The organism is Intestinimonas sp., assembly GCF_026169115.1.
Taxonomy (GTDB): domain Bacteria; phylum Bacillota; class Clostridia; order Oscillospirales; family Oscillospiraceae; genus Intestinimonas.
On sequence record NZ_JAPFEA010000127.1, the window covers coordinates 1 to 12,959 of the forward strand.

The following is a 12,959-nucleotide window of genomic DNA, read 5'->3' on the forward strand; positions in this document are numbered from 1 at the left end:
GGCGATACCACCGTGCAGCCCGACAACGCGGCTACCCGCGGCAAGATCGCCCACATCGGGTACCTGCTCCAGGTCACCGAGGAAAACTAAAAGGAGGCGCGACACATGAATCTGCATGAACTTTCCCCCGCCGCCGGCTCCAACACCAAGGCCTACCGCAAGGGCCGGGGCGCCGGCTCCGGCAATGGTAAGACCGGCGGCCGCGGCCAGAAGGGCCAGTGGGCCCGCTCCGGCGGCGGCGTCCGCGCCGGTTTTGAGGGCGGCCAGATGCCTCTGGTGCGCCGCATCCCCAAGCGGGGCTTCAACAACATCTTCGCCAAGCCCCTGGAGATCGTCAATGTCTCCAGCCTGAACAAGTTTGAAGATGGGGCCACCGTCAACGTCTGCGACCTTCTGGAGATGGGCATCCTCTCCAAGTGCGAGTACGGCGTGAAGATCCTGGGCAACGGCAGCCTCGAGAAGAAGCTGACTGTCCGGGCCAACGCCTTCTCCGCTTCCGCCAAGGAGAAGATCGTGGCGGCAGGTGGAAAGTACGAGGTGGTCTGACGTGATCCAGACCATCCGTAACGCCTGGAAGATCCCTGAGCTGCGGAAAAAGATCATGTTTACCGTCTTCGCCCTGCTCATCTTCCGGCTGGGCACGGCCGTGCCTGTCCCCTTCGTGGATAAGAACGCGCTGAGCCTCTACCTCAGCAGCATGAGCGACACCATCTTCGGCATGATTAACGCCATGAGCGGCGGCGCCTTTGCCAGCGCCACGGTGTTTGCCCTGGGTGTGCAGCCCTATATCAACAGCTCCATCATCATCCAGCTCCTCACCGTCGCCATCCCCGCTCTGGAGCGGCTCCAGAAGGAGGGCGGCGAGGAGGGCCGGAAGAAGATCGCGGCCATCACCCGCTACACCACCGTGGCCATCGCCCTGCTCCAGGGCTTTGGCTACTACACCCTGATTAACGCCAACGGGCTGCTGGATCTGGGCGGCATGAACAGCATCTGGGCCGGTATCGTCATCGTGCTCAGCTTCACCGCCGGCTCCGCCTTTGTCATGTGGCTGGGTGAGCAGATCACCGAGTTCGGCATCGGCAACGGCATCTCCATCATCCTGTTCGCCGGCATCGTCTCCCGCGTGCCCAGCATGGTCATGACCATGTGGTACGGCGTGCGGGCCTCCTTCCTGGAGACTCCCCCCGAGGGGAGCTTCGTCCTGCCCTGGTGGGGTGCCCTCCTCATCGTCATCGGCATGCTGGCCATCGTGGTCCTCATCGTCTTCATCTCCAACGCCGAGCGCCGTCTGCCCGTGCAGTACGCCAAGCGGATGGTGGGCCGGAAGATGTATGGCGGCCAGTCCAGCCACATTCCCATGAAAGTGAACATGTCCGGCGTTATGCCCATCATCTTTGCCCAGTCCATTGCCTCTCTCCCCGCCACCATCGGCATGTTTGCCGGCTGGACCACCGAGAGCACTGGCTTCGGCGGCGGTCTGATGCGGGTCTTTGATACCACCGGTATCCTGTACTCCGTCATCTACTTCCTCCTGATCCTGGGCTTCAGCTACTTCTACTCCACCATGCAGTTCAACCCCATCGAGGTGGCCAACAACCTGAAGAAGAACGGCGGCTTCATCCCCGGCTTCCGTCCCGGTAAGCCCACTGCCGACTTCATCAGCAAGGTGCTGGGCAAGATCACCCTGTTCGGCGCCATCTACCTGTCCATCATCGCCATCGCCCCCATCGTGACCCAGAACATCATCGGGGTGCAGAATCTGGCCATTGGTGGTACCTCCATCATCATCGTGGTCAGCGTGGCTCTGGAAACCATGAAGGCCCTGGAGGCCCAGATGCTCATGCGTCACTACAAGGGCTTCCTGGAGTAAGGAGGTAACGGCATGAAGCTGATCCTGTTAGGGCCTCCGGGCGCCGGCAAGGGCACCCAGGCCGAGGTCCTCTCCCGCGACCTGAACATCCCCACCATCTCCACCGGCAACATCCTCCGGGCCGCCGTCAAGGCCGGCACCCCCATCGGGCTGGAGGCCAAGAGCTATATGGATGCCGGAAAGCTGGTGCCCGACGAGGTCATCATCGGTATTATCCAGGAGCGGCTGGCCGAGGCCGACTGCGCGGGCGGGTTCATCCTGGACGGGGTGCCCCGCACCATTGCCCAGGCCGAGGCCCTGGAGGCCCACGGCATCGTGTTTGACCACGTCCTCTCCCTGGAAATCTCTGACGAGGCTATTGTCAAGCGCATGGATGGCCGGCGGGTCTGCACCCACTGCGGCACGCCCTTCCATGTAGGGTCCAAGCCCCCCAAGACCGCCGGCGTCTGCGACCTGTGCGGCGGCGAGCTGGTGGAGCGGGACGACGACAAGCCTGAGACCGTCCGGGCCCGCCTGGTGGTCTATCACGATGAGACCGAGCCTTTGAAGCACTTCTACCAGGAGCGTGGAAAACTCAATGTGGTGCCCGGGGACCTGGGTACCATTGAGGATACCACCCGGGCCATCAAGCAGGTCCTGGAGGCATCCCATTGAACATGATCTCCATTAAATCCGACCGTGAGATCGAGCTGATGCGCCGGGCCGGGGCGGTGACGTCCCAGGCCCGGGCGCTGGCCGGCTCCATGGTCAGGCCGGGTATCTCCACCCTGGAGATCGACCATGCGGTGCGGGACTTCATCCGCTCCCATGGCGCCGAGCCCTCCTTCCTCAATTACAGCGGCTACCCCGGCTCCGCCTGCATCTCCATCAATGAAGTGGTCATCCACGGCATTCCGGACCACCGGAAGCTGGTGGAGGGCGACATCGTCAGCGTGGATGTGGGCGCCTATCTGGACGGGTTCCACGGGGACTGCTGCGGCACCTTCGCCTGCGGGACCATCTCCCCCGAGGCCCGGAAGCTCATCGACGTGACCCGTCAGAGCTTTTTCGAGGGCATCAAGATGGCCACGCCGGGCCACCGGGTGAGCGATATTTCTCACGCGGTGCAGCAGTATGTGGAAAAGCACGGCTACTCCGTGGTCCGCAGCTTTGTGGGTCACGGCGTGGGCGCCAAGCTCCACGAGCCCCCGGAGGTGCCCAACTTCGGCCCCGCCGGACACGGGCCCCGGCTGCTGCCCGGCATGGTGCTGGCCGTGGAGCCCATGGTCAACGCCGGAAGCTGGGAGGTCCGGGTGCTGAAAGACGGTTGGACCACCGTGACGGTGGACAGCTCGCTGGCCGCCCACTACGAAAACACCATCCTCATCACTGAGGGGGAGCCCGAGCTCCTCACCCCCCTGGGCGGCGACCTGTGATGTTCGACTACACGGGCTGGATCGCAAGGTCCACAGCGGGGCACGACAAGGATACCCTGCTCTGCGTGATCGGCATGGACCAGGAGGCAGAACGCCTCCTGGTGGCCGACGGCAAGCGCAGAAAAGTGATGCGCCCAAAGCGGAAGAAGCTGGGCCACCTGAATATGGTGAGCTTCGGCACCTTTGGGCATCAGGCCATCCGGAAGCTCCAGGAGGGGCGCCCGGTGTCCGACAGGGAACTCCGGAGGGCGCTGGCCGCCTTCCGTGACGAGTCAGACCAAGGAGGGAACTAGGCTTGGCAAAAAGCGATATGATCGAGCTGGAGGGGATCGTCACCGAATCCCTGCCCAACACGACCTTCCATGTGGACATCGGGAATGGGCACATCATTCTGGCCCATATTTCCGGAAAGCTCCGCATGAACTTCATCCGGATCCTGCCCGGTGACAAGGTGACGGTGCAGATGTCTCCGTACGACCTGACCCGGGGCCGGATCACCTGGAGAAGCAAGTAAAACGGATAATATCAACGACCGAATCGCCGCGGACCATGCTCCGGCGGGGCCTTGCCTCCGCCGGGGGACCCAAACGGGAGAGACTCCCGTTTGGGAGAGGAGGAGCGGCGGAGCAGAGCGAGCCCTGTCCGTAGGGCGGGGCGAACGCCGCGCAGCCCGCGACGACGAGGGGCCATCAGGCATTCATCAGGAGGTTGTAACAATGAAAGTCAGACCGTCCGTGAAGCCCATGTGCGAGAAGTGCAAGATCATCAAGCGCAAGGGCAAAGTCATGGTTATTTGCGAAAACCCCAAGCACAAGCAGAGACAAGGTTAAAGGAGGCGCTGAAGAAATATGGCACGTATTGCCGGTATTGACCTGCCGAAGGATAAGCGAGTAGAAATCGGCCTCACTTACATCTTCGGCATTGGGCGCACCAGCGCCAACAAGATCCTCAAGGAGGCCGGGATCAACCCCGACACCCGCGTGAAGGATCTCACCGAGGACGACGAGGCCAAGCTGCGCGAGGTCATCGCCAACGGCTACACTGTGGAGGGCGACCTCCGCCGGGACGTGGCGATGGACATCAAGCGCCTGACCGAGATCGGCTGCTACCGTGGTATGCGGCACCGCAAGGGCCTGCCTGTCCGCGGCCAGCGCAGCAAGACCAACGCCCGTACCCGCAAGGGCCCGAAGCGTACCGTCGCCAACAAGAAGAAGTAAGGGAGGGAGATACACATGGCTACTGCTGCTAAGAACGGCAAGAAAGTGGTGCGGAAGCGCCGCGAGCGTAAGAATATTGAGAAGGGCCAGGTGCACATCCGCTCCTCCTTCAACAACACCATGGTCACTGTGACCGACATGGGCGGCAACGCCCTGAGCTGGGCCTCCTCCGGTGGCCTGGGCTTCCGTGGTTCCCGTAAGTCCACCCCCTTCGCCGCTCAGACCGCTGCCGAGACCGCCGCCAAGGCGGCCATGGAGCACGGCCTGAAGACCGTGGAGGTGTACGTGAAGGGCCCCGGCGCCGGCCGTGAGGCCGCCATCCGCGCCCTGCAGGCCGTGGGCCTTGAGGTCACCCTCATCAAGGACGTGACCCCCGTCCCCCACAACGGCTGCCGTCCGCCCAAGCGCCGCCGCGTCTGAGCAAAAGGAGGAAGATCGTATATGGCTAAGAATATGCAACCCGTGGCCAAGCGCTGCAAGGCGCTGAACATCTCCCCGGCGGCTATGGGATACGCCAAGAAGACCACCATCCGCAACCCCAAGGCCAACGTCCGCAAGAAGCAGTCTGAGTACGCGATGCAGCTGGCTGAGAAGCAGAAGGTGAAGTTCGTCTACGGCATCATGGAGAAGCAGTTCCGCATGTACTATGACCGGGCTGCCAAGACCGAGGGCAAGACCGGCGAGAACCTGCTGGTCCTGGTGGAGCGCCGCCTGGACAACGTGGTGTACCGTCTGGGCTTTGCCATGACCCGCCGCGAGGCCCGTCAGCTGGTCAACCACGGTCACTTCACCGTCAACGGCAAGCGGGTGAACATCCCCTCTTACCTGGTGAGCGTGGGCGACGTCATCGAGGTGGCGGAGAAGAGCCGCGCCTCCGTGAAGTTCAAGCGCCTCACCGGCGAGGACGCCGTGATGGTCACACTGCCCCAGTGGCTGGAGCGGGAGAAGAACACCCTGCGCGGCACCGTTACCAAGATGCCCGCCCGGGAAGACATCGACCTGCCCATCGAGGAGCACCTGATCGTCGAGCTGTATTCCAAGTAATTGATTTGATACCCTCGACTGTGGGAGTGCGGGGGCATCGCCCCCCGCGCCCCAATGAACCTAACGACGATACGGCAGAGCGTCCCCGCTCCGCCGCCGCAACAAGGAGGGTAACTGTTTCATGGTAGAAATCGAAAAGCCGCGCATCGAATGCGTGGAAAACCCTGGCGACGGCTCCTATGGCAAGTATGTGGTGGAGCCGCTGGAGCGCGGCTACGGCACCACTCTGGGGAATTCCCTGCGCCGGATCCTGCTCTCTTCTCTGCCTGGCACCGCGGTGACCTCCATCAAGATCGCCGGCGTCCAGCACGAGTTCTGCACCATTCCCGGCGTCAAGGAAGATGTGACTGAAATCGTCCTCAATGTGAAGGGCATCATTGCCAAGCTCCACAGCGAGGGCGTCAAGACCGTCTATATCGAGGCCAGCGGCGAGTGCGAGATCACCGCCGGGGACATCAAGGCCGACGGCGAGGTGGAGATCCTCAATCCGGATCACCACATTGCCACTCTGGGCCCTGACGCCTCCTTCAATATGGAGCTGACCCTGTCCCACGGCCGGGGCTACGTTCCCGCCGACCGGAATAAGCCGGCCCAGACAGTCATCGGTCTGATTCCGGTGGATTCGATCTACACGCCTGTGAAGAAGGTGAACTACACGGTGGAGAATACCCGTGTGGGCGACCTCACCGACTTCGACAAGCTGACCCTGGAGGTATGGACCAACGGCACCATCACCGCACGGGATGCGGTGAGTCTGGGCGCCCGGATCCTGGTGGACCACTTCATGCTCTTCACCGATCTCTCGGAGACCATGGGCAACAAGTCCACGGTGGTGGAGAAGGCGGAGGCCCAGCGGGATAAGGTCCTGGAGCTGACCATTGAGGAGCTGGATCTGTCGGTCCGGTCCTTCAACTGCCTCAAGCGCGCCAACATCAACACGGTGGAGGACCTCATTTCCAAGACCGAGGATGAGATGATGAAGGTGCGGAATCTGGGCCGCAAGAGCCTGGAGGAGGTCATCAACAAGCTGGCCATGATGGGGCTCTCCCTGGCCAGCGACGACAACAGCGGCAACTAAGTTTTGCCGGAGGGCGGTCCGGGGGGCATGTAACGTCCCCTCCCGGACCCGGGGCAGGTCCCCGGCCAGTCCTCCCGAGGGCCCAGGCCCTCAGGACGAATTTACAGAGAAGGGCGTTCGCTGTGCGAAACGCCGATCAAGGAGTGTTTCACAATGTCCGGATATCGTAAGCTGGGTAAGCGTTCTGACCAGCGTAAGGCTATGCTCCGCGCCATGGTGACCTATCTGCTGGAGAACGGCCAGATCAAGACCACCTACGCCCGCGCCAAAGAGGTCGCTCCTGCGGCCGAGAAGATGATTACCCTGGCCAAGCACAACAACCTGGCCTCCTATCGTCAGGCTCTGGCCTTCATCACCAAGGAGGATGTGGCCAAGAAGCTCTTCGACGAGATCGGCCCCAAGTATGCCTCCCGGAACGGTGGCTACACCCGCGTGGTGAAGATTGGCCCCCGTCGGGGCGATGCCGCCGAGATGGCCATTGTGCAGCTGGTGTGATTGACACAATCCCCTGCTGAATGAGAAAAGCCCCTTATGTATCCCCGGTGCACCAGGGATACATAAGGGGCTTTCTTCTTCCAGGAACATCCAACAGGGCTGCCTCCCACCGGGGAGGAGAAAGGAGGGTCCGCTGTGACCTATCTGGCCACCTTTTCCTCGCAGTTTGACAGCATCCTGACCAGCCGGGTCCTCCGCAGCGCCGGCGCTGCCGCCACCCGGCTCATGCCGGTGCCGCGGGAACTTTCCACATCCTGCGGGACCTGTGTGGAATTTGAGTGGGAGGGGGAACCGCCGGCGGTGGACCGGGCGGAGCTCCTGTACCGCCGGGAGGGGACAGGATGGCGGATGCTGGAATAAAACAGGTCTTTTCGACAAGCTGAGGCGCCGGGGCAGAAGCCCCGGCGCCTGTCGTTTTGCACCGTTTCAGAGGTCCTTGTGGAAAAAGATCCGCCTGGAGAGGAAATAGGAGGGGATCAGGGTCAGCAGTCCCAGAGGAGGCAGGGCAAGGAGGGAGAGGGAAAACTGACTGACGGAGAAATTCAGCTCCTTGAGGATGGCCATCGTGGCGAAGATCAGGCCCACGCCCAGCCCCATGACCATCAGAAGATAGATCCGGCCCTTCTGGGAGCCGAACTTGTAGAGGAGGGGGAGGAGAAGGGCGTTCATGAAGCAGCCGTAGGCGGCGGGGAGAAGGCCGCTGAGGAGGAGCTCCAGCCGGTCCACCCCCTGGACCCCGGTGGCCCAGGCCACCGCGGCTTGGAGAAGGAGGGAGAAGAGGAGGGAGCCGCAGCAGATCAGCAGAGTGAAGAGGTACCGGGCCAGCACCATGCCCGACCTTCCGCAGGGGAAGGCGGCGCCGTACTTGTCCCAGCGGGCCTGTTCGTCGTAGGCGAAGAGGTTCACCGGGATCATGATGCACATGACGGACACATAGGAGACAAAGAAGGAGATGTCAAAGATGTGGAAGGCCGTCAGAACGCTGAAGATGGCGGCCACCGCCGCATAGCTCCGAAACATGTTGGCCGAGAGATAGAGGTCCTTTTTGAGCAGGCCGGTCATGATGCGTCCCCCCTTACTGTAAATACCATGATGTCCTCCAGGGTCACCGGGTCTACCGTCAGCTCCGGATACCGCCGCCGGAAGGCCATCCGGTCCTTCACCAGGGCCTCGCAGCCGAACTGGCCTACCCGGGTGCCCGCCAGCAGGGCGGGGTCCACCGCCGCCAGATCGGCTCGTGCGCACACCAGCCGACCGTAGGTGTCCAGCAGCTCATCCTTGGCCCCGTGCAGGGCCACCCGCCCCTGGTGGAGGTAGGTCACATAGTCGGCCACCTTCTCCAGGTCGCTGGTGATGTGGCTGGAGAGGAGGATGGCGTGGTCCTCGTCCTGGATAAAGTCCAGGAACAGGTCCAGCAGCTCGCTGCGCACCACCGGGTCCAGCCCGGCAGTGGCCTCATCCAGGAGGAGGAGGCGGGGGTGGTGGGCCAGCGCGGTGGCGATGGAGAGCTTCATCCGCATGCCCTTGGAAAATTCCTTGAGCTTCCGGGCCCGGGGCAGCTGGAAGCGGTCTACGAGGCTGTCAAAGAGTCCGCTGTCCCAGCTGCGGTAGACCCCTGCCAGGATGCGGCCTACCTGTGGGACCTTCAAAGGGTCGTGAAAGCTGAGCTCATCCAGCACCACGCCCACGTCCTCCAGGAGGGCGGGGTCGCCGGCGGTGACCTCCCGGCCAAAGAGCTTGACGGAGCCGCTGTCCCGGCGGATGAGGCCCAGCAGGGCCTTGATGGTGGTGGTCTTGCCCGCGCCGTTTTCCCCGATGAGGCCCAGGATGGTCCCCCCGGGCAGGGTCAGGTCCACGTGGTCCAGCGCGAAACCGCCGTAGTCCTTGCAGAGACCCTGCACTTCGATGATAGATGCCATATTAGTCGTCTCCATACAGAATGTTCAGCGCACCGGTAAGCTCCGCCAGAGAGATGCCGCCGCCCTTGGCGATGTCCACCGCCTGGGAGAGGTGCTCCTCCACCCGGCGGAGACAGTCCTCCCGGACCAGCTCCAGGTCCCTGGGGGCCACAAAGCAGCCCTTTCCGGGCACGGTGGTGAGGAAGCCCTCCCGCTCCAGTTCCTCATAGGCCCGCTTTGTGGTGATGACCGAGATGCGCAGTTCCTTGGCCAGCAGCCGCATGGAGGGGAGGGCCTCCCCCTCACGCAGCTCGCCCCGCAGAATGAGGCCCTTCATCTGCTGGGTGATCTGCTCGTAGATCGGCATGCCGGCGCTGTTGCTGATGATGATGTCCATGATTCACCTCGAGATGCTATACTGTATATATCCAGCATATACAGTATAGACACAGAGGGCCCCACTTGTCAAGGGGGAAAATAAAAAAACTGCCGGACCATGCGGTCCGGCAGTTTTTCTGTAAAGGGAATGACTTACTTGTGGTCCACGGAGGACATATAGGTGATGAGGTCCACCACCTTGTTGGAGTAACCCCACTCGTTGTCGTACCAGGACACGACCTTCACGAAGGTATCGGTGAGGGCGATGCCGGCCTTGGCGTCGAAGATGGAGGTGTGGGGATCGCTGATGAAGTCGGAGGAGACCACGTCCTCGTCGGTGTAGCCCAGCACGCCAGCGAGCTCACCCTCGGAAGCCTTCTTCATGGCGGCGCAGATCTCGTCGTACTTGGCGGGCTTGGCCAGGTTGACGGTCAGGTCGACCACGGAGACGTCCAGGGTGGGGACGCGCATGGACATGCCGGTCAGCTTGCCGTTGAGCTCGGGGATGACCTTGCCCACGGCCTTGGCGGCGCCGGTGGAGGAGGGGATGATGTTATAGGTAGCCGCACGGCCGCCGCGCCAATCCTTCTTGGAGGGGCCGTCCACGGTCTTCTGGGTGGCGGTGACGGAGTGCACGGTGGTCATCAGGCCGTCGGTGATGCCGAAGTTGTCGTGGAGGCCCTTGGCGATGGGGGCCAGGCAGTTGGTGGTGCAGGAGGCATTGGAGACAAAGTTCATGCTGGAGTCATAGGTCTCGTGGTTGACGCCCATGACGAACATGGGGGTGTCGTCCTTGGAGGGGGCGGACATGACGACCTTCTTGGCGCCGGCGTCGATGTGGCCCTGGGCCTTCTCCTTGGTCAGGAACAGGCCGGTGGACTCCACCACGTACTCCGCGCCGATCTCGCCCCAGGGAATCTCGGAGGGGTTCATCTTGGCGTAGACCATCACCTTGTGGCCGTTGACGGTGATGGAGTTCTCGTCGTACTCAATGGTGCCGTCGAAGCGGCCGTGAATGGTGTCATAGCGGAGCATATAAGCCATATAGTCGGGAGTCATGCCGGGATCGTTGATCCCCACGAACTCCACGTCGGGACGGGTCAGGCCGGCGCGGAACACGAGGCGGCCGATTCTGCCGAAGCCATTGATACCAATTTTGATGCTCATAGCTGCATTCTCTCCTTATTTATGATCGATGGGTCCTCTTTACGGGCCCCATTATAATGCACTTTCAGAATTTTATCAAGAGGTATTCTAAAGAAATTTCTTTTACTTTCGATTGTAAGCAAGTGTGAAAAAGAAAATTCGACAAAATTCGACATTTACCTTGTGAGAAAGCCCAGAATTTGGTACACTTAAAAAAAGTACCTTTGCCGCCGGCGGCAAACACTAAGGCACATGTAGTCGGTCCGGGGGTGGAGCAGGCCGGACCGCAGTCCGGCGAAAAGGGGCGGTGCGTTTTGCGGGAAAAAGAGATGGACCTGAGCATTTTTGACGGCTTTGCCGAGCCGGTGCTGCTGCTGCGGGAGGGCCGGGTGGTCTACTGCAACCGGGCAGCTGAGGAGCGGTTCCCCGGCCTGGGGGCGGGGGAGGAGACCCCGGTGGCCCTGGCCGAGCTGCTGGGCGACATCCTGCCGCCGGCGGCTGCGGCGGGGACAGTGGACGGCTGGCCCTGTACCGCCACCGTCCAGGCGGCGGCAGAGGGGAGTTTGGTGGTCCTGCGGCCCCGGACGGAGGGGGCGGACCTGCCCGGGCCGGAGCGGCTGGTCCTCCAGCTCCGGCGGGAGACGGCCTCCCTCTCCATGGCCATCCAGGGCCTGGACCCCACGGAGGGACCTGTGGACGAGTCCCGCGCACAGCGCTATCTGAATGTGCTCCACCAGGGTCTTTACCGAATTGTCCGCATGGCCGACCATCTGGACCTGGCCAGCGGGGGAGACGAAGGCCAGTGGCAGCCCCAGAGTCTGGATCTGGCCGGCCTGTGTCGGGAGACGGCGGAGCAGGTGGAAGGCCTGTGCCGCATGAGCGGCTGCGCCTTCACTTGGTCCCTGGAGACCTCCGGCCTGCTCACCGTGGGGGATGACCGGCTGCTGGAGCGGATGCTGCTGTGCATGCTCTCCAACGCCATGAAGGCCGCGGGCCGGACGGGGCGGTTTGGGCTGAAGCTGGCCGTCCGGGGCAGCCGGGCGGTGGTGACGGTGTGGAACAGCGGGCGTCCCCTGGAGGAAAAGGACCTGTCTCGCCTGTTTGGCGGGGCCCAGGCCCCCTCCTTAGATCCGAAGGCGGGGCTGGGCCTGGGGCTGGAGCTGGTCCGGCGGGTGGCCTCCCTGCACGGCGGCGCGGTGCTGGTCGAAAGCCGGGAGGGGGTCACCCGGTGCGTGGTCTCCCTGCCCATTCAGAAGCCGGAGCAGGGGGAACCCCTCCGCAGCCCGAAGGCGGATTACAGCGGCGGCTTCCTGCCGGTGCTGGTGGAGCTCTCCGACGTGCTGCCGCCGGAGGTCTATAACTTTGAAGATCTGCAATAGCGATGCCTTCCACCGGGCGGGGATGCTCCCCGCCCGGTTTGCTTTTGGGGGGCGTTTGTGTGTGCGCCCGGGCTGTTTTCTCCCTGCGTCATGCTGAGCGTCAGCGAAGCATCCGTTTCTTCGTCTCTTGCACGTCAGCAGAGGAATGGAAGACGGATTCTTCGGCTTTGCCTCAGAATGACGGGGTCATGTAACGCCCGGGACGCCCGGAGTGTAGAAGAACCTCCGGGAGACGCCAACAGAAAACGGGAGCGGACAACCTGTCCGCTCCCGCTATGCGCCGATTTCTTTTTCGGTGTGGTTTTTCTCTTTTTTCAGGCCGGATTCGATGTAGAGGGATTCTGTGGTCAGCTGGGCGTGCATCAGGCACTCCGCCGCCAGGCCATAGTTTTGCTTTCCGAGGTCCTCCAGGGCGTCCGTGACGGCGTTGAAAAGGGTGGTATAGAGCTTTTTATAATTGGGCATTAGTCCATCTCCTTTCCTGATATATCCAATAAGGAGTGTATACCTGTATCGTGAAATTGTCAATTAGAATTATTGCCTTTAGTATGTATATACTGAAATAAGGTGATAGTTCTGAAACAACTGAGATTAAAACTGGACCGCTGTTTGAAAGAACGCCAGATGACGCGGTATGTTTTGGCACAAAAAACGGGTATCAAATATCAGACCATAGATGGATATTATAAAAATAGTGTTTTGCGTTATGATGCAGAAAACCTCTCCAAGATCATCACCGCCCTGGACTGCGGGGTGGAGGACCTCTTTGAGATCGTGGAGGAAGACGACCCATAAAGACAAAAAGCTCCCCCGCGCCTGAACTGCCCCAGATTATGCGGACGGCACAAAAAAGCGCCCCTGGTAGGAAATATTGAGTTTTAAGTGGAGAGGCGTCGCGCCAGCGGCGCCTCTCCGGTTTTTAACTGGATGCGCTCACGGTTGTAAAAATAGATATAGCGGTCGATCATTTCGTTTGCTTCAGCAAAGGTCGCTGGTTTGTGCCGGTAAATACACTCTGTTTTGAGGATAGAGAAGA

The 12,959-nt window shown here is 61.7% G+C and carries 21 protein-coding genes and 1 pseudogene; 16 read left to right on the forward strand and 6 right to left on the reverse strand.

The genetic code is table 11. The features are described 5' to 3' along the window. From Q0Y09_RS10830 to Q0Y09_RS10895, 14 genes and pseudogenes are all read left to right on the forward strand, one after another. Positions 1–90: pseudogene (locus Q0Y09_RS10830) on the forward strand (50S ribosomal protein L30); the annotation flags it as partial. Positions 91–105: 15 nt separating this feature from the next. After that, positions 106–546 (forward strand): 50S ribosomal protein L15, encoded by a 441-nt coding sequence (gene rplO / locus Q0Y09_RS10835; protein ID WP_297721351.1) that lies wholly within the window; start codon positions 106–108, stop codon positions 544–546. A gap of 1 nt (position 547) precedes the next feature. Then, entirely contained in the window at positions 548–1,873 is a 1,326-nt protein-coding gene (gene secY / locus Q0Y09_RS10840) for a preprotein translocase subunit SecY (protein ID WP_297721354.1), read from the forward strand. A gap of 12 nt (positions 1,874–1,885) precedes the next feature. Continuing rightward, positions 1,886–2,527, forward strand: a complete 642-nt coding sequence (locus Q0Y09_RS10845) for an adenylate kinase (protein WP_297721357.1) — start codon at positions 1,886–1,888, stop codon at positions 2,525–2,527. 2 nt (positions 2,528–2,529) lie between these two features. Further along, the gene (gene map, locus Q0Y09_RS10850) at positions 2,530–3,288 is read left to right on the forward strand and encodes a type I methionyl aminopeptidase (RefSeq protein ID WP_297721360.1); all 759 of its coding nucleotides are present in this window, start codon (positions 2,530–2,532) and stop codon (positions 3,286–3,288) included. Next, positions 3,288–3,581, forward strand: a complete 294-nt coding sequence (locus Q0Y09_RS10855; RefSeq protein WP_297721367.1) for a KOW domain-containing RNA-binding protein — start codon at positions 3,288–3,290, stop codon at positions 3,579–3,581. Before map ends, Q0Y09_RS10855 begins: the two co-directional genes overlap by 1 nt. 2 nt (positions 3,582–3,583) lie before the next feature. Beyond that, positions 3,584–3,802, forward strand: coding sequence for a translation initiation factor IF-1 (gene infA, locus Q0Y09_RS10860; RefSeq protein ID WP_033116889.1), 219 nt, complete (start codon positions 3,584–3,586; stop codon positions 3,800–3,802). 202 nt (positions 3,803–4,004) lie between these two features. Next, entirely contained in the window at positions 4,005–4,118 is a 114-nt protein-coding gene (gene rpmJ / locus Q0Y09_RS10865) for a 50S ribosomal protein L36 (protein ID WP_006573428.1), read from the forward strand. Positions 4,119–4,136: 18 nt separating this feature from the next. After that, the gene (gene rpsM, locus Q0Y09_RS10870; RefSeq protein WP_130848320.1) at positions 4,137–4,505 is read left to right on the forward strand and encodes a 30S ribosomal protein S13; all 369 of its coding nucleotides are present in this window, start codon (positions 4,137–4,139) and stop codon (positions 4,503–4,505) included. A gap of 15 nt (positions 4,506–4,520) precedes the next feature. Further along, positions 4,521–4,925, forward strand: coding sequence for a 30S ribosomal protein S11 (gene rpsK / locus Q0Y09_RS10875; RefSeq protein ID WP_130848319.1), 405 nt, complete (start codon positions 4,521–4,523; stop codon positions 4,923–4,925). 21 nt (positions 4,926–4,946) lie between these two features. After that, entirely contained in the window at positions 4,947–5,549 is a 603-nt protein-coding gene (gene rpsD, locus Q0Y09_RS10880) for a 30S ribosomal protein S4 (RefSeq protein WP_297721372.1), read from the forward strand. 121 nt (positions 5,550–5,670) lie between these two features. Next, a complete protein-coding gene (locus Q0Y09_RS10885; protein WP_297721375.1) occupies positions 5,671–6,627 on the forward strand; it encodes a DNA-directed RNA polymerase subunit alpha in 957 nt (318 codons plus the stop codon). Positions 6,628–6,780: 153 nt separating this feature from the next. After that, positions 6,781–7,122 carry a 50S ribosomal protein L17 gene (gene rplQ / locus Q0Y09_RS10890; protein ID WP_297721377.1) on the forward strand — a complete coding sequence of 114 codons (342 nt, stop codon included), beginning with the start codon at positions 6,781–6,783 and terminating at the stop codon, positions 7,120–7,122. Between the two features lie 135 nt (positions 7,123–7,257). Continuing rightward, a complete protein-coding gene (locus Q0Y09_RS10895) occupies positions 7,258–7,482 on the forward strand; it encodes a DUF3343 domain-containing protein (protein WP_297721380.1) in 225 nt (74 codons plus the stop codon). A gap of 66 nt (positions 7,483–7,548) precedes the next feature. Here the strand turns inward: Q0Y09_RS10895 and Q0Y09_RS10900 are convergent, their stop codons facing one another. The 4 genes from Q0Y09_RS10900 to gap all read right to left on the reverse strand — a co-directional run bounded on the left by Q0Y09_RS10900 (position 7,549) and on the right by gap (position 10,565). Next, positions 7,549–8,184: an ABC-2 transporter permease gene (locus tag Q0Y09_RS10900; protein ID WP_297721382.1), complete on the reverse strand. Its 636-nt coding sequence runs from the start codon at positions 8,182–8,184 to the stop codon at positions 7,549–7,551. Further along, positions 8,181–9,041, reverse strand: a complete 861-nt coding sequence (locus Q0Y09_RS10905) for an ABC transporter ATP-binding protein (RefSeq protein ID WP_297721386.1) — start codon at positions 9,039–9,041, stop codon at positions 8,181–8,183. Before Q0Y09_RS10905 ends, Q0Y09_RS10900 begins: the two co-directional genes overlap by 4 nt. 1 nt (position 9,042) lies before the next feature. Continuing rightward, on the reverse strand, positions 9,043–9,417 hold the full coding sequence (locus Q0Y09_RS10910; RefSeq protein WP_297721389.1) for a GntR family transcriptional regulator: 375 nt from the start codon (positions 9,415–9,417) through the stop codon (positions 9,043–9,045). Between the two features lie 134 nt (positions 9,418–9,551). Continuing rightward, positions 9,552–10,565, reverse strand: a complete 1,014-nt coding sequence (gene gap / locus Q0Y09_RS10915) for a type I glyceraldehyde-3-phosphate dehydrogenase (protein WP_297721392.1) — start codon at positions 10,563–10,565, stop codon at positions 9,552–9,554. 293 nt (positions 10,566–10,858) lie between these two features. On the opposite strand from gap, the gene Q0Y09_RS10920 reads away from it, so the two are divergent. Next, on the forward strand, positions 10,859–11,923 hold the full coding sequence (locus tag Q0Y09_RS10920; RefSeq protein ID WP_297721395.1) for a HAMP domain-containing sensor histidine kinase: 1,065 nt from the start codon (positions 10,859–10,861) through the stop codon (positions 11,921–11,923). 273 nt (positions 11,924–12,196) lie between these two features. Here Q0Y09_RS10920 and Q0Y09_RS10925 read toward each other — a convergent pair whose 3' ends face one another. Next, positions 12,197–12,388, reverse strand: a complete 192-nt coding sequence (locus Q0Y09_RS10925) for a hypothetical protein (RefSeq protein WP_297721398.1) — start codon at positions 12,386–12,388, stop codon at positions 12,197–12,199. Between the two features lie 102 nt (positions 12,389–12,490). Here Q0Y09_RS10925 and Q0Y09_RS10930 point away from each other — a divergent pair, with 102 nt between their 5' ends. After that, the gene (locus Q0Y09_RS10930; RefSeq protein ID WP_297721401.1) at positions 12,491–12,718 is read left to right on the forward strand and encodes a helix-turn-helix transcriptional regulator; all 228 of its coding nucleotides are present in this window, start codon (positions 12,491–12,493) and stop codon (positions 12,716–12,718) included. Between the two features lie 83 nt (positions 12,719–12,801). Here Q0Y09_RS10930 and Q0Y09_RS13275 read toward each other — a convergent pair whose 3' ends face one another. After that, positions 12,802–12,951, reverse strand: a complete 150-nt coding sequence (locus tag Q0Y09_RS13275; RefSeq protein ID WP_367184382.1) for an IS3 family transposase — start codon at positions 12,949–12,951, stop codon at positions 12,802–12,804. Positions 12,952–12,959 lie beyond the last annotated feature (8 nt).